The sequence below is a fragment of the Ruegeria sp. CDSC079 genome (assembly GCF_059610505.1).
Map to the genome: position 1 here is coordinate 152,458 of NZ_JBXWNT010000007.1, position 20,856 is coordinate 173,313.

Here is a 20,856-nt window from a genome sequence, read left to right on the forward strand (position 1 = left end):
ATCAGCCCCTCAGCAATCCACGCGCGATCACCAGCTTCATGATCTCGTTGGTGCCCGCATAGATCCGCTCGATCCGGTTGTCGCGATACATCCGTTCCAGAGGATATTCCGCCATGACGCCATAGCCACCAAAGAGCTGCAGACAACGGTCGATGATCTTCGCCTGCAAATCTGTCAGCCAGTATTTGGCCATCGAGGCTTTCTCGGTGGTCAGCTTGCCTTCGATATGTTCGGAAATGCAGGCATCCAAAAAGGTCTTTGCAATCGTCGCTTCTGTGGCGCATTCGGCCAGAACGAATTGAGTGTTCTGGAAGTCGGCAAGTTTTTTGCCGAACGCGCTGCGTTCGCTCACATAGTCCAATGTGATACGCAGAGCCCGTTCGATCCGACCCACCGCATAAACGCCAATCAACAGGCGCTCTTGCGGCAACTGCTCCATCATCTGAACGAAACCCTGTCCTTCCTCCCGACCCACAAGAGCCGAGGCCGGAACGCGCATGTCATCAAAGAACAATTCAGACGTATCGTTTGATTTCATCCCCAGCTTGTCGAGGTTTCGTCCACGTCGAAATCCCTCCAACCCGTCGGTTTCCACCAGAAACAGCGAAATGCCGCGTCCGCCAGCCTTTGGGTCGGTTTTGGCTGCAACGATGATCAGATTGGCCAGAGCGCCGTTGGTGATGAAGGTTTTGGAGCCGGAAATCCGGTAGTGGTTGCCGTCTTTGACCGCTGTGGTCTTGATGTTTTGCAGATCTGAACCGGCACCGGGCTCGGTCATTGCGATGGCACCGATCAGATCGCCCGAGATCATGCGCGGGAGGAGGCGCTTTTTTTGATCTTCGGAACCGTAGTGAATGAGATAAGGGATCACGATCGAGTTGTGGAGACCACCGCCCCAGCCATCGATCCCGGCGAGGTTGCCTTGATAGGCGATCACCGCATCATGCGCAAAACTGCCCCCCAATCCGCCATATTCTTCAGGGACTTCCGCCCCCAGCAGGCCCATCTCACCTGCCTTTAACCAAAGACCGCGCGGAAATGATCCCTTTGTTTCCCAGTCCGCGTAATGGGGCGTGCATTCCCGTTCGTAGAACTGCGCACAGGCATCCGCCAGCATTGTCAGCTCTTCATCCATCCAGCGTGATGACGGCAGTTCTAGATCAGGCATGCGGGGTGCTCACTATCCGGCTGTGTTGCGAAAACGCTAGCCAGCCCCCAGTGGCGAAACAAATTCAATTTGATTTGCGAGTCATCCAAAAAACAAATGATTGTCCGGATTGCATAGATAAACCGGTTGAGTTTGACTTGGCCTGCGTTAGGTTTGCGGCGCGACGGATAGCGGGAACACCAGATGAATTTGCGCCAGCTTGAAGCCTTTCGTGCGACGATGCGATCAGGATCGATCACAGAAGCGGCTGAGATGATGCATATCTCGCAGCCCAGCGTCAGCCGTCTGATCTCGGATCTGGAACGGTCGGTGGGGTTCCCGCTTTTTCTGCGGGTCGGCCGCGGGCTGACACCGACGGTTGAGGCAAATACGTTTTATCACGGCGTCGAAGGCATGTTCATCGGAGTTGACCGGCTTGAGGATCTGGCAAATTCGATCCGTACATCCGCTGGCGGTGTGATCTCTATCGGGACCATTCAATCCGTTTCGACCTTTGAACTGCCGAAGGCGATAAACACCTTGTATCAGCGCTATGGTGATATCCGTTTCATGGTGCACACGCGAAACACGCCCGCCATTCTGAATGAAATCCAAATGCGACAACTCGATCTGGGCATCGTTGGCCGCCAACCTCCCTATGAAGGTGTCGAGACGCTCTATCAGGCTGCGGCGCCTTATGTTTGCCTTATGCCGGAAGAGCACCCGCTGATCGGACAGTCCGGTGCCGTGGATCTGGAAGAACTGGCGAGGAACGAGACCTTCGTGACGTTCGGTGGTGCGTTCCCGGATGACATGATGTCGATTGACAGCGCATTGTCGCAACGGCTTCAGGACGCATCCAGATTGTCGGCGACCAACATGCACGTCGCTGCTGCGCTGGTCAGGGAAACCGGTGTCTGTGCCATTGCTGACCCGTTTACCGCAGAACAAGCGGTTCGCATTGGGGGTGTCGCGTTTCGCCCGATTCAACAGGACCTGACATATTACATTTCCCTCGTCTCACCCGGCAGGGAATACCTGTCGCGCTATGCGTTAGAGCTCGTGTCCATCCTGTCCGACCGCCTCTCGCGCAGAGTCTCCACGGTGGAAAACTTCCTGCGTTGACCGCTTCGGCCGTCCGGACCCTCGGCTTTCGGCGCGAAAAAGTGGCGATCCCGGTCGAAATCGACACGCCCAATTCACAACCGTTTACATAGTCAACCCTCACGGAATTTCCCGAATGCATTCGATTTTCGAATGAGTGGCGCAATATTAAGTATTTGTTCGACAGGCATCACCGCAGAAATACTGGGTAATGAAAAGTCGATAAGGATCTGAACCAGGTTCACGTGTCGTCATAGAATGCGACGCTGTTTTCCGCAGGGGAGGCGGATCGGCGCCAAAAAACAAGATCCTTCTAACAGGACAGCATTCAATCAACGGGAGGAATACCATGAAGAACTTGTTTGGAATGACGGCGGCAACAGCCTTGCTCGCTGCATCCGTAACGTATGCCGAGCCTAGCGGGACTTTCCGGCAGGCGCATGAATATGGGTTTGGGGCGCAATCGAGCCTGGATCCGAGCTCAAGCGGTCGCGTCCGTCAGATTACCGAGAAGGTCATGAATCGATTGGTTCGCCCCGGTCTTGATGGCAAGCCAGCTCCGGATCTTGCGGTGAGCTGGTCATCCAATGATGATGCAACCGAATGGACCTTTGAGTTGCGGGACGGGGTCACATTTCATGATGGTACAGCCTTTGACGCCGCTGATGTCCTGTATTCCCTGAGTCGAATTCTGGACCCGGAGTCAGAGTCACCCGCCAAGTCGGCCATCAAGATGGTTCAGAGCGTTGAGGCGGTCAACGACCTGACCGTAAAGTTCACGCTTGATACGCCCTTCGCAGATATGCCGCTGCAGTTGCTGGACTATCGCTTACGGATCATTCCCGAAGGCTCGAGCGACAGCATTGCGTCAACGGGAATAGGGACTGGCCCGTTCAAGGTTGAAACGTTCGACGCCGAGGGCACCTCGGTGCTTGTCGCCAACACAGACTATTGGGAAGGCGAACCTGGTGTCGCACGCGTGGAAGTTATCGGTATTCCCGACGGTCAGGCACGTCTTCAGGCTCTGCTGGGTGGTCAGATTGACATGGAGCGGGGCATCACAACTCAACAACAAGTGATGCTCGCGGGCAGTGACAAATTTCAACTGCAGGAAATTCCGACAGGTGATTGGCAGGGCCTGGTTTTCCGCACGGATGTAGAACCTTACAACGATCCACGGGTGCGCAAGGCGCTTCGGTTGGTCGCGGACAGACAGGCCTTGGTTGATCTGGTTCTGGGCGGGGGTGGTGTCGTCGCCTGTGACGCGCCGGTTGAGCCGAATGACCAATATCGGGCCGACATGACTTGCGAGCAGGATATTGAAGGCGCCAAAGCTCTGCTGGCTGAGGCGGGGTATCCTGAAGGATTGGAAATTGACGTTCATGTTGCCACTCTGGAACCGACCTGGCCAACATTGGCGGTTGCCTATCAGGCACAGGCCGCAGAGGCCGGTATTAGGGTCAATGTGGTACAAACTCCGACTGACGGTTACTGGAACCAAGTTTGGATGCAGAAGGACATCTATGCGACGCGCTGGAATGAACGCCCTGCAGATCAGGTATTGCACGAGGTCTATCTGAGCACTGCAAGGTGGAATGAATCCTATTTCATGGATGCTGCCTTCGACCAGATGCTGGCCGATGCACGCCGTGAACTTGACTTTGAAAAGCGCCGCGATCTCTACGTCGCTGCGCAGGATTACCTGCAGGAAAACGGCGGCACCCTGATCCCCTATCACGTGACGCGCACTGTCGGTGTGGGATCCCGGGTCAAGAATTTGGACAATGTGAAAAACGACGCGGTGCGCTGGCACCTGATCACCGTCGAAGAATAAACGTCCAAACTCCCGGTGCTCCGCCCGGTTCTCTCCGGGCGGAGCATTTCCTTAGTGCCGAGGTCTAACGCTCATGCTGCGTATGCTCATCAGAAGACTGTTTCTTGGGTTCATCACCGTCGTCATCGTGTCGGTTATCATTTTTACCGGTGTTGAAATCCTGCCGGGTGATGCCTGCACGGCGTATCTGGAGCGCGACGCCCATGGCCAGCTGCTTGAAAACTGCCGTGAAGATCTGGGCCTGAACCGCCCTGCGGTTGAACGCTATCTGGAATGGTCGATGAATGCGCTGCAGGGAGATCTGGGTGTTTCCGCCAACGGCCAGGACAGTATCGCACAGCTGGTCAGTGCCCGTCTGGCAAATTCGCTTTTGCTTGCCTTTTGCGCCTTGGCAGTTGGTGTGCCTCTCGCGATCATCCTGGGCGTGATCGCCGGGCTGTCACGGGATAAACCAATCGATCTGTTCGTCTCGACCTCGGCGATTTTCGCAATGACAATTCCGGAGTTTGTGTCCGCAACCGTCTTGATCCTGATCTTCTCGGCCTGGTTGGGGTGGCTTCCTGGGATAGTTTTGGTCTCTGCAGATGCCCCTGTCAGCGCATTCTTTCCTGAAATCATCCTGCCGGTGATCGTGCTGTCGATGGTGATGACGGCGCATATCCTGCGCATGGTTCGCTCATCCGTGATTGAAGTCATGAGCAGCGATTACATTCAGATGGCCATTCTGAAGGGCGTTCCCTACTGGCGCATAGTTTTCCGGCATGCACTTCCAAACGCACTCTTGCCCGCAATCAATGTGGTCGCTCTGACCATTGCCTGGCTTCTGGGCGGCGTCGTTGTGGTCGAGGTGGTTTTCAATTTCCCCGGGATGGGGCGGATGATGATCGACGCGATCTCTGACCGCGACCTTCCGGTGGTTCAGGCGCTCGCACTGATCGTGGCCTCTGTCTATGTCGGCGTGAACCTATCGGCTGACATTCTGACCATGATCGCCAATCCGCGCCTGCGAACCCTGTATACAAGGACGTAAACCCGTGACTGTCATCACCGTCATCCCGCAAACCACCGCCATGGGACGCCTTCGCAGCGTGCTTCGCGACGTGTTGAGCCGCCCATCCGGTGCGGTTGGTCTGTTCCTTGTTGTCTTTCACATCGTGATGGCCCTGATCAGCCCCTACATTGCCCCTTATGACTACAAAGAGATGAACGCGGCAATGATGCTGACCGGACCAGAAGCCAATCACTGGCTGGGGACGGATCATCTGGGCCGGGATGTCTTTAGCCGTACAATACAGGGCGGGCGCGAGGCGATGCTTGTGACCGGTATCGCAACGCCGGTTGCTGTTCTTTGGGGGGGAATGTTGGGCATTTTCTTCGGGCTGATTGGCGGACGCACGGATGAAATCCTGATGCGTGTTGTCGATGCCTTCCTGTCCCTGCCTTGGATCCTGAAAATGCTGGTGCTGATTGTGACCTTCGGAACGGGCATCGAGGTATTGATCCCGACACTGGCGTTTTTCTACGGCATCCCCGTCATCCGAATTGCGCGCGCCGCGACCCATGATGTTGTCGCGCGCGATTTCGTGTCCGCCGCGAGGGCGCGTGGCCAGACGCGCATTACAATCATGCGCAAAGAGATTTTGCCCAATGTCTTGGACACCTTGATGGTTGAAGGCGCGATGCGCTGGTCGTGGATGCTACTGGCTTTTTCTTCCCTCTCATTCCTTGGGTTCGGCGTATCGCCCCCAACGCCTGACTGGGGCCTGATGATCGCGGATGCGCGTGGCTTCATGTCCTTTGCGCCCTGGGGTGTGTTGGGGCCGGTCATCGCGCTCTCATCCCTGATCATTGGCATAAACCTGACGGCGGATGCCTTGGCAAAGGCGCTTGGCATCGACCGTGCACAGAAGGCTCCGGTATAAGATGGTGACCGCTCCTATCATTCACATTGACGATCTTTCGATCGGCTTTACAGGCCGGGCCGGTCGGACCCTGCCGGTTCTGCGGAATATCGATCTGGCTGTGCGCCCGGGTGAAACCGTGGGGCTGGTTGGCGAGAGCGGGTCCGGCAAAAGCACATTGGCGTTGGCCGCCATGGGTTTTCTCAAACGCGGTTTGCGCGTGCTGAACGGCTCCTGCCACTTTCAAGATCAGGACCTCTTTGCACTCGGTCGAACCCAGCTTGAGCGTTTGCGTGGCGGCAAATTGGGCTTGGTGCCGCAGAATTCCGGGCAGTCCCTGACACCAACGTTGCGGATCGGCGCGCAGTTGACCGAAGCGTTGCGTTTGCACAGCAAAATTGACCCGGCACGGCATCGTGACCGTGTGCTGCAATTGCTGGCGCAGGTACGTTTACCCGACCCGGAAGCGATTTTCACCCGCTTCCCGCACGAGCTTTCGGGGGGTCAACAACAGCGCGCCGCAATTGCGATGGCCTTGGCAGGAGAACCCGACGCACTTCTTCTGGACGAGCCGACTACAGGGCTGGATGTGACGACACAGGCCCATATTCTGGAGTTGCTTCGGGATCTGGCTGCCGAAACCGGCATGGCGATGGTCTATGTTAGCCACGATCTGGGGGCTATCGCGCAGGTTTGCGACCGGGTTGTTGTGATGTATGCGGGCGAGATCGTTCTGGAAGGGACAACCCGGCAGGTTTTGAAAACACCGACCCATCCTTATGCCCGCGGGTTGCTCAGTTCGATCCCCAAGTTAAGTGATCCACATTTGCCGACCGCGCTGCACGGCAGACCACCAGCACCTGGAGGTGCCGGAGACGGCTGTGCGTTTGTCGATCGCTGTGCCATCGCCAGTGCGATATGCCGATCCAGTCGTCCACCCCTCGAAGCAGGCCCCGATGGGGCTTTGGTCAGGTGCCATCACGCCGATCAGTCGCACCGCCTGTCGATGGTGCCCGGTGGCAAAATGTCTCGCGCCGCCAATCTGGACGCGGACCCGGTGTTACGTTTGCAAGATGTGGCGATCCGTTATGACAAACCAGGCCTCTTTGACCGCTGGCGCGCGCACTCGCCAAATAGACCGGCGACCGTCGATGACATTTCCATTGCACTCAAGAAGGGTGAAACCCTTGGGCTTGTGGGCGAGAGCGGCAGTGGCAAGTCGACCATCCTGAAAACGGTAGCAGGGCTATTGCCGCCCGCCCAGGGCACGATTGAATTCGGCAACGGTGATCCGCTGCAACCGGAAGTCGAAAAACGCGGCCCTGATCATCTGCGCCGCATTCAGCTTATCTTTCAGAACCCAGACGAAAGCCTGAACCCGCGCCACACCATTGCCGAGATACTCGAGCAACCCTTGAAACTGTATTTCGGGCTGTCCGGTCAGGCGCTGCACGATCGCAGCGCAGAATTGCTGGAGCGCGTTCGGCTTGGCGCGCATTACCTCGACCGCCTTCCCAGTCAGTTGTCGGGGGGTGAAAAGCAGCGTGTTGCGGTTGCGCGGGCCTTTGCGGCAGAGCCTGAACTAGTTCTCTGCGATGAGGTTACTTCGGCGTTGGATGTTTCGGTTCAGGCCGCTGTGCTGGACCTTCTCAACGATCTCAAACAGGATCAGGGCACAACTTATGTCTTTGTTTCCCATGATCTCGCGGTCGTGCGGGCCCTGTCAGACCGGGTCGCGGTGCTCTATCAGGGGCGGCTGTGCGAAATGGGACCAGCGGCGAATGTCTATGCAATGCCGTCGCATCCTTATACCGAGGTTTTGCTGGGGGCTGTATTGGAGCCTGACCCCGATGTCAGGCCAATGCTGAGCGCGGATGATGTTGTGGAACTGGCGCCGCCCGCACAAGGCTGCCCGTTTCAGCGCCGGTGTCCGCACAAGGTGGGGACGATTTGCGACACTGACGTGCCGCCGTGGCGCCAGAAACAGAATGGTCATGCCATTCGTTGCCACATAGCATTGGAACAGCTGGAGAAAATGCAGGGCGGCGATCTGGGAGCGGAAGCGATCAATGGCTAAGCTCAGAACTCACGATCCGTATGGAAATCAGCATCTCATAGAATTTTCAAATGCATCACGCATGAATTTCGATTGGAGGCGAATTTTCCAATCTGACAACAGTGTATCCACGCATGAATGCAGATCGCAGGACCAGGCCGATTTCAAAGACAGCTGACATAAATGCCAGTTTCAGCAGGCGCATTTTCTCGACCGAGGATGCCCGGTGCCATGCCCGACGGCGACAGCCGAAAGTCATCTTCGATTTCGTTGAAGGTGCGGCTGGTCGAGAGGTGGCGACGTCGCGCAATCAGTCGCGCTTTGACGAGATAACACTGCAACCCAAGGTCATGGAAAACGTCAGAGACCGGCAGCTAAGAAAGTCGATTCTTGGACAGGGCTTTGATCTGCCATTTGGGATTGCCCCTATGGGCATGTGCAATCTGTCCTGGCCGGGTGCCGATTGCGCTATCGCCGAGGCGGCAAACATGTTCAACATTCCCGTTTGCTTGTCGTCTGCGGCCTCAACCTCGATCGAAGACATGCGGGAGTGGGCCGGCGAGAATGCCTGGTTCCAGCTCTATGTCGGAGGCCCCGTCGAACAGGCATTGGAGATGGTTGAACGCGCACGAGCCGCAGGTTACCGCAACCTGATCCTGACCGTGGATGTCCCTGAAGTCTCTCGCCGGGTGCGGGATCTGAGAAACGGGTTTTCCATGCCGTTTCGCATCGGTCCAAGACTGTTTTGGGATTTTGCCACCCATCCGAGGTGGTCCTTGTCCACGTTGTGGCACGGTGCCCCGCGACCAAGAAACTTTGACACAGGCAAGGACGGCACCCGGTTTGACCGCAGCGCCAGCCGGGCCGGAGCCGATTGGGATTTCCTGGACCGATTGCGAGCGAATTGGCAGGGGAACCTGATTGTGAAGGGCGTCACGTCCGCACAGGATGCCCTGCGTATAAAGGCGGCCGGTGCTGATGCGGTCTATGTCTCCAACCATGGTGGGCGTCAGTTGGACAGTGCTCCGGCAGCGATTGATCTGCTCCCGGGTATCCGAAACGCTGTTGGGCCGGATTATCCGCTTTTGTTCGACAGTGGCGTTCGCAATGGCGAGGACATCGTAAAGGCGCTGGCCATGGGGGCTGACTTTGTCATGATTGGCCGCCCGGCGCTCTATGCTCTGGGTGCAGATGGCTCCAAAGGTCTGAATGCGCTTGTTAAAATTTTTGCTGACGACCTGAGCCTGACACTTGCCCAGACAGGATTGAATGACATCTCGGCGGTGTCAGCCAGCATCCTGCATGGCGCCGAGGCCGGTTCCGCCGCCGAAAATGTGACCCAGATTAAATCCGTAGCAAAGTAACGCCAAAGGCCCAAGGAGGCCGAACCACGAATGAATGCACAATCAAAAATCCGGGGCGGTGCGATACTGGCGCGCGCATTCAAAGAAAAGGGCGTGGACCATGCCTTTACCCTTGCAGGCGGGTTCTGCAACCCAGCGCTGGAAGGCTTCATGGAATGCCAGATGCCGGTGATCAACTGCCCGCATGAACAGGTAGCAGGCCACCTGGCGGACGGCCATACGCGGATTACCCGTAAACCGTCGCTGTGTCTGGTCGGGCCCGAAGGTTTTGCCAACGCCGTGCCCGCGATGCTGGAAGCCTGGGGTGAGCGCTCTCCGGTGATCTTTGTTACCGGATCTTCCACGCTGAAGCGCCAGGGCTCTGGCGGGTTCAAGGAAATCGATGATGTGGCAATTGCCGCGCCGCTTTGCAAATACTCGGAGCAGATCGTGGATGGCGAACGGATCAGCGAGTTTGTCGACCGCGCCTGGACCGCTGCCACCACCGGTTATCCCGGGCCGGTACATCTGGCACTGCCGGTGGACATCATGTTTTCGTCATTCGAAGAAGATGTGGGACGGGGCGAACGCCCCTTTGACCGCTCGGATCGCCCCGTGCCGCGCGCCTGGCCTGATCCATCGGTTCTGGCGCAGGTGCTGGACACGATCAAAGCCGCCGAACGGCCGCTGATCATCGCCGGGCATGGCGTCTGGTGGACGAAATCCGAAGACAAGCTGGACGCCGCAGGAACCGCGCTGAGGATGCCGGTCTATAACGTGCCCTATCACACCAAGAATCTTGGCGAAGCGTCCGAATGTTACATCGGGCTTGCCGATTTCCATCAATTCCATCCCTCGAAACCGGCCATTCATGAGGCCGATGTGGTGATCATGGTGGGATGCCGGTTGGACAACCAAATGAACTTTGGCAACCCGCCGTTCATCCCGGAAGGCACCAAGCTGATCTGTGTGAATGGCAGCCACGAAGAGCTGGAGTATAACTTTGGCGCCGACATTCAGCTTTTGTCTGATCCCGGTGCCTTCCTTGAGGCTTTGGCCGACATCGACAAAACATGGGACAGCTGGTTTGACCTGCAAATCCAGCGGCGCAAGGATTGGGTGCAGGAATGGAGCGATCACCTCGACGCCGAAGCCGCCATTGATCTGGCGGAAGGGCGCAAGATGCATCCCCTTCAATTGGGCGTCGATGTTCAGGCCGAGATGAAGGACGGCGACTGGCTGGTCTTTGACGGCGGCAACACACATTTCTGGAACGAGATTGCCACCAATATCGCCGCTTCACGCGGGCTCAAGCTTGGCGGGATCATGCATCCGGGCAACTACAGCCTGCTGGGGGTTGGCGTGTCCTTCGCGCTCTCGGCCAAGAATGTGCATCCCGACAAGACTGTTGTCTTGGTGTCGGGCGATGGGGCCTTCTTGTCGGGCGGTTTGTCGATTGAGGCTTGTTTTCAAGAAAACCGCCCAATCGTTGTTGTGATCGACAACAATGGCGGACTCGACTGCATCAGCCAGCAGCAGGAAAAGCTGTTCTCCAACGGTCAGCACTATGCCACCGATTTTCGGGACATTCCGTTCCATACAATGTTCGAAGGCATGGGGGGCTATGGTGAACTAGTGACAAAGCGCGAGGACCTGTCCGGCGCCATTCAGCGCGCGATTGCCAGCGGGAAGACAGCCTGTATCAACGTCAAGGCACGCGGGGTGATCAGCCCGATCGTGGCCGCAACGGCCGACAAGCGCGACAAGGCCTCGATCGAATAATGGCTGTGGTCAGTTCACATACGCTGAATGGGACCGATGGCACACATGCGGGTGGCATCGCGGTAAGCCTGTCCCGGATGGGCGACACGGACCCGTTGTTTGTCACCGAAATGGATGCTGGCGGGCGGCTTTCACAACAGGTAGACCTCAGCGGGTCCAGCCCGGCGGATACCTACGAGCTCACCTTCCAAACCAGTGCGTATTGGGCCGCGCGCGGCCTGCCAAAGGGCCGCGAGCGGATCATTGGCGAAATTGTGCTGCGGTTTTCGATGCCTGACCCGCATGGCAAATACCACATGCCTGTCATCCTTAACCCAAACAGCTACTCTACCTGGGCGTCAGGTTAAACCAGAGGAATATTTCCATGGCCGACGGTCTAAATATGTCCCGCCGCATTCGCCGCACGCCCTATACGGACCGTGTCGAGCAGGCTGGTGTGCGCGGGTTTTCAGTGGTCAATCACATGCTTCTGCCCAAGGCGTTTCAACGATCCGTGGAAGAGGATTACTGGCACCTGCGCGCGCATGTGCAGATCTGGGATGTGTCCTGCCAGCGCCAGGTTCAGATCGCCGGGCCCGATGCAGAGCATCTGGTGCAACTGATGACGCCCCGCAACATCTCCAAAGCCAATGTGGGTGATTGCTATTACATTCCCATCGTCGATCATCAGGGCGGTATGATCAACGACCCTGTCATGCTCAAGATTGCCGACGATCGGTTTTGGCTTTCGATTGCCGACAGCGATGTGCTTCTCTACGCGATGGGTCTTGCGATCGGGATGGCGTTGGATGTCGAGATCGACGAACCGGATGTCTCTCCTCTGGCGGTCCAGGGACCCAAGGCCGAGGACCTGCTGGTCAGCATTTTCGGCGAAGATGTTCGAAAGGTCGGTTTCTTCAAATATGGCCGATTTGATTTCATGGGTACCAGTCAGGTGATCGCCCGCTCGGGGTATTCGCGTCAGGGTGGCTTTGAAATCTATCTTGATGACGGATCGCTGGGTGCAGCCCTCTGGGATACGATCTGGGACGCTGGGCAGGCTTTCGACATCTCGCCAGGCTGCCCAAATCTGATCGAACGGATCGAAGGTGGATTGTTTTCCTATGGCAATGAAATGACCCGTGAAAACACCCCCCTTGACCTGGGGCTTGGTAAGTTCTGTGTGCTGGATGGCAGCATCGATTTCGTTGGCCTGAAGGCGTTGCAGGAGATTTCGACCAAAGGCGTTTCGCAGGAAATCCGAGGTCTGAAATTCGGCGGCGACCCTGTTCCGACCTGCTCGAAACCCTGGCCAGTCCTTGCTGGGGACGGGCAGGTCGGGCAAATCACCTCGGGCATCTGGTCTCCACGCCTAAAGGCCAACATCGGCCTGTCGATGATCGACCGCGATTTTTGGGATATCGGTCAGGCCGTCCGAATCAGGACACCGGATGGAAAATCACGCGCAGGAGAGATCGTGGCCTTGCCTATGGCATAGGCGGTCAATGAGGTTGATCACCAGCTTTGCGGCTGCACAGCCTTAACATGTCTTGATGTTGTACGTTCTGGCCAGTTCCTCAATCGAAGCCCAGGTCCTCTGCGGTACTCTCAAAGGCTGGCTTATGAGGCCGCGTAACCGAGGCTGCTTGCTTGGAGAGAACCTCGACACCGTCATCAACGTGCAACTTGCTACAGCGCCTCCTGCGATTAACGCCTGCTAACCGGCTTGATTCCTTCAAGCGATGTCACATGACGGTCTCAGTTGCAGTATTTTTCATCTTTTGCGAGGATTTGTATGTCATGAAGATCTCTACCCACGTGCAGATTGGATGACAGATCCACCCACGGGTCGTAGCGCTTTGTTTCCTGCGGCAGAATGCACGAATGGCCGCTATTCAAACCACGTTGCCTTTTTGAAGACGATGCGCGCGCGGCAAAATCTGTGCTGCGAGCGCGCGCAGCTAGATTTTGACATTTCCGCTCAGGGCTCAGTGCCGACTTCGGAGCAGTCGCAGCATCCGATCGCTAGACGTGCTGCGCGGGGATGAGGACGGCCCATTGCTGCCGTCCATCACTCTATCTAATGCGGCAGTGCAGCTTCCCCAGACCGGTCATTGATTCATCGTGCAGCATTTTCCGGCTTGAGCGTCGGTCTGCGGGACAAAATGAGCTTTCGCTGCACGTGCAACTATCAAGTTTATTAACTGTGGCATGCTTCAAGGAAGAGCGAGAAATCGACCCTCGCTGATGTGAGTAATTTGAAGCGATCTAATTGGAAAGCAGACATCGTTAAAACTGCCATGATGTGCCCATTACAGGGGTCGTGACGATACGACGACCGGCGAGTTTTTGTCGATCCTGTTTGAAAGGCGGTAGCCTTTTGGATTTGGAGCTAGAATAACTTGTTTACCGCTGCCACAAGATAACGCATCTTCGGGCAATCTGAAGAATCCCCATGACAAAAGGCTCGAAGGCGTGAAAAAAAATATAAACAGTCTATTGGCGACTGCATTCATTGGTTTTTCCATGCTCGGTCACGGGGTCTCCGCTGAAAGTCACACCTTAAACGCGACCGTGCTGTCCGATGGTAAGGCCGTTGGCGCTGCCAAAGTTTCACTCTGGGCTTCGCTTCCGGGACAGGCGGCAAAGGAGATCGCCATAGAGATGTCTGATGACTCGGGCAGCGTGGCATTTTCAGAAATTGAAGACATAGCCGGTGGCGTTTTCCATCTGCGCTCGATTGGCGGTAACATTTCGGGAGTTTCAGTTCCACGATACGAAGCGTTGGCTGTTTTGAACGCGAAACAGCGTAAAAGTGTAATTCTCAGTGAGCTGACGACTATTGGGTCTCTCTGGCCCGTTGCTGGCATGTTCGACGTTGAGAGTGGGCTCGCAGGAACCGCGAATGGGTTGCTGATCGGGTCTTCTCAGGTCGCTAATCTTGTTGATGTCGAAAATGGGATGTTTGGAGATACCGTCCTAAACGGAACAAATCTTACCAAGTCGGAAACCGTTGCGCGGATGAACACGCTTGCGGCGCTTGCATCGCTATGTGGGGCCCAAATAGCCCGCGGAATGTGCTCCAACTTCCTGAAAATTAGCGAAAGCAATTCGACGTTGGATGCTTTGGCGAAGCTGGCCACCCGTCCATATGAGAACAATCAAGCGCTGTTTGATCTCTTCACCAATGCCTACCCATACCCGAATGGAGAAGAACGTCGGGATACCGATTTCCTGCCGTACCTCAGTTATGTGCCTGATGATTTTGCACTAATGGTTCGCCTTGTTGGCGGTGGAACCTACTCTCCGGGGCGACTGATGTTCGATAACAGGGGGCAATTGTGGAGTGGCCAAAACTGGATGCCCGGCTCTCAGTCCGGCCTTGAGAACGCCATTGGTGGCGGAGTGGTGCGGATGGACGCAGGAGGCAACGCACTGTCACCGGCACTCACTGGCTACAACGGGCAAGGACTGGACGGGATCGGATGGGGTACAACAGTCTCGTCCGACAAGGTTTGGGTTGGAACATTTAACAACAAAATCGGGGTATTCGATCTCGACGGTAACGTTCTTGGGCCTGCACAAGTAAACGGAGACATTGGCGGAATTCAGGGCCTCGCGACAGCGCCAAATGGGGATGTTTGGGCCGCTGACAACACGCTGAGCCAATTGATACGGTTTCCGGGTGGAGACCATACCAAGGGCGAGATCGTCAATGTTGACGGGTTGAAACGACCCTTTGCAGTGGCTGTGGACAATGACAACGTCGTTTGGGTCACAAACAACGGTGGGAAGACCATGACTCGTTTTTCGGCCGATACACCGGAAAATGCCACGCAGATCGAAGTCGGCATTGGTCCGCGTGGACTGGGTATCGACTCGAAAGGAAACGTCTGGGTCGGGGCAAACATGTCGCCCGGCTATCCCATTCCGAAGATTCCTGCTGGTGCCAGCATTATCGAAGAGTTTCAGGTTTCCCTACAGAACATGAAGGACAATGCAAAAGACTACCCGGTGACAGGAAATCTAACGATGGTGTCGCCCGATGGCTCAGTCGCCATGGCCAACCTTCTTGACGGGCAAATTAACACCGGTTGGGGTGTGTCAATAGACGGACAGGATACAGTATTCATTGGCAACTTCTTCGGCACGGGGTTCATGCAGGTCTGCGGTCAGAGCACAGATGCTTGCCCGGAAGGCACCAAGACTGGTCAGTTGATCCACGCTTACAGTAGTGGTGTCCTTCAAAAGTCTACTGACATCATGGTTGATGATGCCGGGAACGTTTGGATGGCGAACAATTGGAACGTTGTCGACGCCCTAGTAGAGAAAAACCCTGATCGTCGAACGGCAACTATGGGCGGAGGCGATGGTATCGTCGTCATTTACGGCATTGCGAAGCCAGTATTGAACCCACTGATCGGCGCGGTGCGTACTCCACCCGAGGTTCAGTAGGTTTCACGAGCTTGACGGCTGAACCGGGAAAATCAGGAGTTCGAGTTCTCTAAGAGCTACGAACTCCACAAATTTAGATGATGAAAGTTGGCGTAAGTTCTCCTTCACTATTAGACCTGACAGCTAAGAACTGAGGCATTGGCGATTGTTTTGCTGGCACTTTCGTCATCACCGGCCAGAAATGCTGCGGCCTTTCGCATCTCAGAACGAACACCTGATCCGCAGCTGTTTGAATGTCGGCTCTTCACGTTGACGCAATCTCACCTAGCACCAGCAGCGAATGTCCGGTTACCGCCCTGGCAGCTAGGACTTTCAATCAGTCGGCGCTTCGCTTTCAATTGGTCGAGCCATCTTCCCGTTAACGTCTGCTTCCACTCCCGTACTAATTGCCTTTGGCGTCTGCGGCGAACTTCCGCATTCCGCCCTTATTACCAAAATATACAAGCCGCAGCATCGGTCAATACGGGCTTGAATCGAACAACCGCTGCGGCACGAATGTGAGTCCGATCCGGATTGGCGAACGGCAAGTGCGGCCCGCTAACGTGGTTCAAATGTCGATCTGCTCGGCGATGCTCAGCGCATCTTTAAGTTCGACACCAAGGTATCTGACAGTGCTGTCTACCTTTGTGTGTCCAAGCAGGAGTTGAACTGCTCTGAGATTTCCGGTTTTGCGGTATATCTCCGCTGCTTTGGTCCGGCGCAGCGAATGGGTACCGTATCCACTGGGCTCCAGCCCGATCGCCGCCACCCAATCTCGCACAAGTCGACCATATTGGCGTGTTGAGATATGCGAGCGGTCGTGAAACCGGCTGGGAAACATGAAACGGCAGCCGATCATTTCCGGTGACGTGATCCAAGAGGCAATCGTATCGCGCGTGTTTTCAGAGAGTTCGAACTGAACGGGCCGCTTGGTTTTGCTTTGGATAACAGACACGCGCACGGATAGCCCAAACCTGTTTCGGAAGCAGCGGCCGTTTCTGGCCGACAATCCGGCCCTTGTTCCAGGCTTTTCGTTTCGGAGTGACAGCGGGAAGTTGGACTCTTGGCATGATTTGCCCTCCGATCCTCCCTCCATCCCCGAACATCAGCACCGCGCTGACGAAGTTATCGTACAAACGGAGTGAATGCCTGCTCTCGGAAGTCAGCCGAGAACACCATTTCTGCCGGTGCATTCGGCAGCTAGGAGCCCAATCCTTCCTAGCTGTTGCAGTGCAGCGAATGACTGCTACTAAAAGTCGAGGTGTGTGTTTGAGTGAAAGGGTTTTCACTTAGGGACGCAGTGATGGAGCCGCGACTCATACGAACTGGGTCAAAATCAAATTCTGTAGCGCCGTGTAGTCTTGAATAGAAATAGCCCTTTGCCTATACCAGCGCCAACAGGTGGAGTTCACTCTTGATGACTCGATGGGACAATGTATGAAGAACGCTCTTTTGTTATCAGCTTCGCTGGTGGTTTTGGCATCTTGTGATGTCGCGCCCACGTCGGAAGTAGAGGGTTTTACACTGTCAGAAACTCCTGCATCTCAAAGCAATCCGGCACCTCAAGTGGCTGAAATAGATGGTCTTTCATTTATGGTCGCTACTTCGGATGACAGATCAGCGGCATTGGTTGGCATCCCAAGGCAACGCGGATCATATACTGGAAGTGATGTCGAATCCGCCGCGGAGCAGATTACGGGGTGCGACGCAACAATTGTACCGGGGGAGTGGTTTTTCCTCGGTGATTTGAAGAACTTTGAATTGAGCAATCTCCGACCCAATGTACGCCATCCATTTACGGGTTGGCAGGTCGAACTCAGCTGCTGATTTAGTCGGATACAAAATGCGATGCGAGTTAGCTGTTCACCGAGATTTTTCTGGCCGTTGCTGTAAAACGGACATCGGCGCAACCGCAGCGAATTTACCCTTCGTCCCGCAACCTGTAAATCTGGGAAGTAAATCTCGCAGCGGCATGCTTGAATGGCCGGTTTTCACACCGCGCAGCGGCGCTGAGAATGATGCGGCCGTGGAGATTTTCGTGCTGCGAGCGCACGCAGCGAGAAAACCGAATTCACAGAATGGGCTCAAACCGGACGCTCAAACGCCTGATTGCGTTCCGGCAACATTATAAACCGTAAACAGCTCTTTCGGTTCGGCCACACCGCGCAGCATATAGCGCCCGACCGAGATCAGATCCTGATCGCAGGGCTGCGCCGCGCGGGCTACGTCATCCGAGATCAGTATCCGTTGCCCCAAGGACCGATGCATGCCAGCGATACGCGCGGCCTGATTCACCGCTGGGCCGATCACGGTGAAATCCAAACGTGTCTCAGAACCGATATTGCCATACAGAATTTCGCCCGCATGCAAGGCCAGTGTGAAGTTGGCCACCGGCAGTCCAGCGGATTCGCGCTGCGCATTCAGTTCAGCGATCCGGTCCTGCAACATGGGAACCGCCTGCAAGGCCGCCTGCACGTCCTCTTCAATCTCGCCGACATTGAACATAGCCATCAGTCCATCGCCCATGAACTTCAGGATATTGCCGCCATTATCGTGCACGACACCAACGGCAACCGCCAGATAGTCGTTCAACATATCGATGATCTCGATCCCGGGCAGATTCTCGGACAGGCTGGTAAAGCCTTCAAGGTCGAAATTCCATATCACGGCGTCGATCTGCTGTAGGGATCCGCGACGAATTTCACCCGACAAAACACGCCGCCCAGCATCCCGACCTAAGTAGACGCGCATCAGATCTTTGGATATCCGCGCGTTCGAGGCTGACTTTAGTGCCAGGCCCAAATGGGGCAGGGCCGTATTGATAAGGTCAAGATCCTGTTCCCGAAACCCATCCGGCGCGTTCGAGGCCCACGACAACAGGACTCCATCTACGGCTTTTTTTGAGGTCTGCGACCGCGGATCGAAATTCACACCTTTAGCGTAATACTCGGTCGCACCAGCTTCGCGTAATTCATTGATCAATGGATAGCGGCTGGGCTCGTTCTGATCGACCATGCGTTCATGGACGCCGTCAAGATCGTGATGTAAAATCGCATATAGAGGACTGCTCATCCAGTCTTCTCTGGTCTCTTCTGAATACTCGAATTTTTGATAGTCACCGCCGGTGTCTTGATACCAGCTGTATCCGGTGCCGCCATATACCGGGTGCAGCGCCGATTGCGCCGCGTGAAATCGCATCAGGGGCACACCAAGTTCAATCAGACGGGTGCAATAGCCATCCAGCAATTCTTCTTTTTCGGCACCTTCAAGGCCCCGCGTCACCAGCCAGTTGATCAGATCATTTGATTTTGCCGCGTTTTGGTTCGGGGCTGTCATTTCACATTCCTGTGTCCGCTCTGGCTTCCATCTGGGAGCGAAAGGTTCGAATTACCAGAGGTCAATTCATATCAGCCAGCTTTCGCAACATTTTGCGCAACAAGGTAGCCTCGTTTTCTGTGAACATTGCGGCAAGCTGAGCATCATATTGCTGCGCAATACCGCGCAATTCGCGATAAACCGACCGTCCGGCCGTGGTCAATGCAAGATGTTCAACGCGGCGATCTGTCTGGCTGACGGTTCTGACAAGAAATCGGCGCTGCTCAAGCCTGCTGACCGCGCGGCTTATCTTGGTTTTGTGAATCCGGGCGCGTTGACCGATTTCTTTCGCGCTCAATTCTCCGTAATTGCCCAGATGAAACAACACTCTCCATTCCGTGCGCAGCATCCCATAGCGGTCTTTGTATACACGCTGAAATTCCAGTGCGCTTTCCTCGGCTGCCCGGTTCAGCAGATAGGGCAGGAAGTCCAGCAGATCAAACCCGTCTCTTTCGGTACTTTCTGTCTTTGTCATGCTTGTTAGTTACAAAATCAACTATTATCTCACAAGCAGAAAACAGCAGGAGCCAAGGATGAACCATCCGACAGACCCGCATAAAATGATCCAGGCCAGTACGCCCGCTGGCACCCATCCGGGCTATATGCCCGGCTTTGGCAATGATTTCGAAACCGAGGCCCTACCCGGTGCGCTGCCGCAGGGCATGAACAGCCCGCAACGCTGCAACTATGGGCTATACGGCGAACAACTGAGCGGCACTGCCTTTACCGCCAACCCACCCGAGCGCACCTGGTGCTATCGTATCCGCCCTTCGGTGAAGCATTCGCATCGCTACGATAAGATCGACCTGCCCTATTGGAAATCGGCGCCTTGTGTTGACCCAGATGTTACCAGCCTGGGCCAGTATCGCTGGGACCCCGTTGCTCATACCCAAGATGGGCTGACATGGCTGACAGGCATGCGCACGATGACCACAGCAGGGGATGTGAATACGCAGGTCGGGATGGCCAGCCACATCTATCTGGTCACCGAATCGATGGTGAATGACTATTTCTTCTCGGCCGATTCCGAATTGCTGGTGGTGCCGCAAGAAGGCCGCCTGCGCTTTGCGACCGAGTTGGGGATCATCGACCTTGAGCCCAAGGAAATCGCCATTCTGCCGCGCGGGTTGGTCTATCGGGTTGAGGTTCTTGAGGGCCCTGCCCGCGGCTTTGTCTGCGAGAATTACGGGCAAAAATTCGAACTGCCCGGACGCGGCCCGATCGGCGCCAACTGCATGGCTAACCCACGAGATTTCAAGGCACCTATCGCGGCCTATGAAGACCGTGAGGTACCATCGACCGTCACCGTCAAATGGTGCGGGCAGTTCCACACCACAAAGATTGGGCAAAGCCCGCTGGATGTAGTCGCCTGGCACGGCAATTATGCCCCGTACAAATACGACCTGCGCACATATTGCCCGGTGGGGGCGATCCTGTTTGACCACCCTGACCCGTCGATCTTCACCGTACTCACCGCGCCGTCTGGACAGCCGGGCACAGCCAATATCGACTTTGTCCTGTTCCGCGAACGCTGGATGGTGGCCGAAGATACGTTCCGTCCTCCGTGGTACCACAAGAACATCATGTCCGAGCTGATGGGGAACATCTACGGCCAGTATGACGCCAAACCACAGGGCTTTGTTCCCGGCGGCATGAGTCTGCACAACATGATGTTGCCGCACGGACCTGACCAGGATGCCTTTGACAACGCGTCGAATTCGAACCTTGGACCGGATAAGTTGGATAATACGATGTCCTTCATGATCGAAACCCGGTTCCCGCAGCATCTGACATCATTTGCAGCGACCGAGGCCCCGCTGCAGGATGATTACATTGACTGCTGGACGTCGCTTGAGAAAAAGTTCGACGGTACACCGGGCAAGAAATAATACCGATTGAGG

General features: G+C 55.8%; 15 protein-coding genes and 1 pseudogene. 12 read left to right on the plus strand and 4 right to left on the minus strand.

All coding sequences use genetic code 11. From position 1 onward, the window contains the following. Position 1: 1 nt before the first annotated feature. Positions 2–1,168, minus strand: a complete 1,167-nt coding sequence (locus tag AC2FIC_RS14985) for an acyl-CoA dehydrogenase family protein (RefSeq protein WP_496692107.1) — start codon at positions 1,166–1,168, stop codon at positions 2–4. A gap of 183 nt (positions 1,169–1,351) precedes the next feature. On the opposite strand from AC2FIC_RS14985, the gene AC2FIC_RS14990 reads away from it, so the two are divergent. The 10 genes from AC2FIC_RS14990 to AC2FIC_RS15035 all read left to right on the plus strand — a co-directional run bounded on the left by AC2FIC_RS14990 (position 1,352) and on the right by AC2FIC_RS15035 (position 15,601). After that, positions 1,352–2,272 carry a LysR family transcriptional regulator gene (locus AC2FIC_RS14990; RefSeq protein WP_496692106.1) on the plus strand — a complete coding sequence of 307 codons (921 nt, stop codon included), beginning with the start codon at positions 1,352–1,354 and terminating at the stop codon, positions 2,270–2,272. A gap of 328 nt (positions 2,273–2,600) precedes the next feature. Beyond that, positions 2,601–4,085: an ABC transporter substrate-binding protein gene (locus tag AC2FIC_RS14995; RefSeq protein WP_496692105.1), complete on the plus strand. Its 1,485-nt coding sequence runs from the start codon at positions 2,601–2,603 to the stop codon at positions 4,083–4,085. 82 nt (positions 4,086–4,167) lie between these two features. Then, entirely contained in the window at positions 4,168–5,115 is a 948-nt protein-coding gene (locus tag AC2FIC_RS15000) for an ABC transporter permease (protein WP_496774764.1), read from the plus strand. A 4-nt stretch (positions 5,116–5,119) separates the two neighbouring features. Continuing rightward, positions 5,120–6,007, plus strand: a complete 888-nt coding sequence (locus AC2FIC_RS15005; protein ID WP_496692103.1) for an ABC transporter permease — start codon at positions 5,120–5,122, stop codon at positions 6,005–6,007. Between the two features lies 1 nt (position 6,008). After that, positions 6,009–8,063 (plus strand): dipeptide ABC transporter ATP-binding protein, encoded by a 2,055-nt coding sequence (locus AC2FIC_RS15010; RefSeq protein WP_496692102.1) that lies wholly within the window; start codon positions 6,009–6,011, stop codon positions 8,061–8,063. 113 nt (positions 8,064–8,176) lie between these two features. Next, positions 8,177–9,406, plus strand: a complete 1,230-nt coding sequence (locus tag AC2FIC_RS15015; RefSeq protein ID WP_496692101.1) for an alpha-hydroxy acid oxidase — start codon at positions 8,177–8,179, stop codon at positions 9,404–9,406. A gap of 30 nt (positions 9,407–9,436) precedes the next feature. Beyond that, positions 9,437–11,167 carry a thiamine pyrophosphate-binding protein gene (locus AC2FIC_RS15020; protein WP_496692100.1) on the plus strand — a complete coding sequence of 577 codons (1,731 nt, stop codon included), beginning with the start codon at positions 9,437–9,439 and terminating at the stop codon, positions 11,165–11,167. Then, positions 11,167–11,514, plus strand: coding sequence for a hydroxyisourate hydrolase (locus AC2FIC_RS15025; protein WP_496692099.1), 348 nt, complete (start codon positions 11,167–11,169; stop codon positions 11,512–11,514). The genes AC2FIC_RS15020 and AC2FIC_RS15025 overlap by 1 nt, the downstream gene beginning before the upstream one ends. Positions 11,515–11,531: 17 nt before the next feature. Continuing rightward, entirely contained in the window at positions 11,532–12,644 is a 1,113-nt protein-coding gene (locus tag AC2FIC_RS15030; protein ID WP_496692098.1) for a dimethylsulfoniopropionate demethylase, read from the plus strand. Positions 12,645–13,621: 977 nt separating this feature from the next. Further along, the gene (locus tag AC2FIC_RS15035) at positions 13,622–15,601 is read left to right on the plus strand and encodes an NHL repeat-containing protein (protein WP_496692097.1); all 1,980 of its coding nucleotides are present in this window, start codon (positions 13,622–13,624) and stop codon (positions 15,599–15,601) included. Between the two features lie 547 nt (positions 15,602–16,148). On the opposite strand, the pseudogene AC2FIC_RS15040 reads toward AC2FIC_RS15035, so the two are convergent. Next, positions 16,149–16,650, minus strand: a pseudogene (locus AC2FIC_RS15040) (tyrosine-type recombinase/integrase). Between the two features lie 367 nt (positions 16,651–17,017). Between AC2FIC_RS15040 and AC2FIC_RS15045 the strand changes: the two are divergent. Beyond that, on the plus strand, positions 17,018–17,407 hold the full coding sequence (locus AC2FIC_RS15045; protein WP_496692096.1) for a hypothetical protein: 390 nt from the start codon (positions 17,018–17,020) through the stop codon (positions 17,405–17,407). 270 nt (positions 17,408–17,677) lie between these two features. Here the strand turns inward: AC2FIC_RS15045 and AC2FIC_RS15050 are convergent, their stop codons facing one another. Continuing rightward, the gene (locus AC2FIC_RS15050; protein ID WP_282022217.1) at positions 17,678–18,916 is read right to left on the minus strand and encodes an adenylate/guanylate cyclase domain-containing protein; all 1,239 of its coding nucleotides are present in this window, start codon (positions 18,914–18,916) and stop codon (positions 17,678–17,680) included. A gap of 61 nt (positions 18,917–18,977) precedes the next feature. Further along, positions 18,978–19,430, minus strand: a complete 453-nt coding sequence (locus AC2FIC_RS15055) for a MarR family winged helix-turn-helix transcriptional regulator (RefSeq protein ID WP_142639108.1) — start codon at positions 19,428–19,430, stop codon at positions 18,978–18,980. Positions 19,431–19,488: 58 nt separating this feature from the next. On the opposite strand from AC2FIC_RS15055, the gene hmgA reads away from it, so the two are divergent. Then, on the plus strand, positions 19,489–20,844 hold the full coding sequence (gene hmgA / locus AC2FIC_RS15060; protein WP_496692095.1) for a homogentisate 1,2-dioxygenase: 1,356 nt from the start codon (positions 19,489–19,491) through the stop codon (positions 20,842–20,844). Positions 20,845–20,856: the final 12 nt, after the last annotated feature.

Excerpts from the sequence above, each read along its gene's own strand:
- AC2FIC_RS14985 (WP_496692107.1), bottom strand. The coding sequence starts at position 1,168 with ATGCCTGATCTAGAACTGCCGTCATCACGCTGGATGGATGAAGAGCTG.
- AC2FIC_RS15050 (WP_282022217.1), bottom strand. The coding sequence starts at position 18,916 with ATGACAGCCCCGAACCAAAACGCGGCAAAATCAAATGATCTGATCAAC.
- AC2FIC_RS15000 (WP_496774764.1), top strand. The coding sequence starts at position 4,168 with ATGCTCATCAGAAGACTGTTTCTTGGGTTCATCACCGTCGTCATCGTG.
- AC2FIC_RS15010 (WP_496692102.1), top strand. The coding sequence starts at position 6,009 with ATGGTGACCGCTCCTATCATTCACATTGACGATCTTTCGATCGGCTTT.
- AC2FIC_RS14995 (WP_496692105.1), top strand. The coding sequence starts at position 2,601 with ATGAAGAACTTGTTTGGAATGACGGCGGCAACAGCCTTGCTCGCTGCA.
- AC2FIC_RS15055 (WP_142639108.1), bottom strand. The coding sequence starts at position 19,430 with ATGACAAAGACAGAAAGTACCGAAAGAGACGGGTTTGATCTGCTGGAC.
- AC2FIC_RS15025 (WP_496692099.1), top strand. The coding sequence starts at position 11,167 with ATGGCTGTGGTCAGTTCACATACGCTGAATGGGACCGATGGCACACAT.
- AC2FIC_RS15020 (WP_496692100.1), top strand. The coding sequence starts at position 9,437 with ATGAATGCACAATCAAAAATCCGGGGCGGTGCGATACTGGCGCGCGCA.
- AC2FIC_RS15030 (WP_496692098.1), top strand. The coding sequence starts at position 11,532 with ATGGCCGACGGTCTAAATATGTCCCGCCGCATTCGCCGCACGCCCTAT.
- hmgA (WP_496692095.1), top strand. The coding sequence starts at position 19,489 with ATGAACCATCCGACAGACCCGCATAAAATGATCCAGGCCAGTACGCCC.
- AC2FIC_RS15045 (WP_496692096.1), top strand. The coding sequence starts at position 17,018 with ATGAAGAACGCTCTTTTGTTATCAGCTTCGCTGGTGGTTTTGGCATCT.
- AC2FIC_RS14990 (WP_496692106.1), top strand. The coding sequence starts at position 1,352 with ATGAATTTGCGCCAGCTTGAAGCCTTTCGTGCGACGATGCGATCAGGA.
- AC2FIC_RS15015 (WP_496692101.1), top strand. The coding sequence starts at position 8,177 with ATGAATGCAGATCGCAGGACCAGGCCGATTTCAAAGACAGCTGACATA.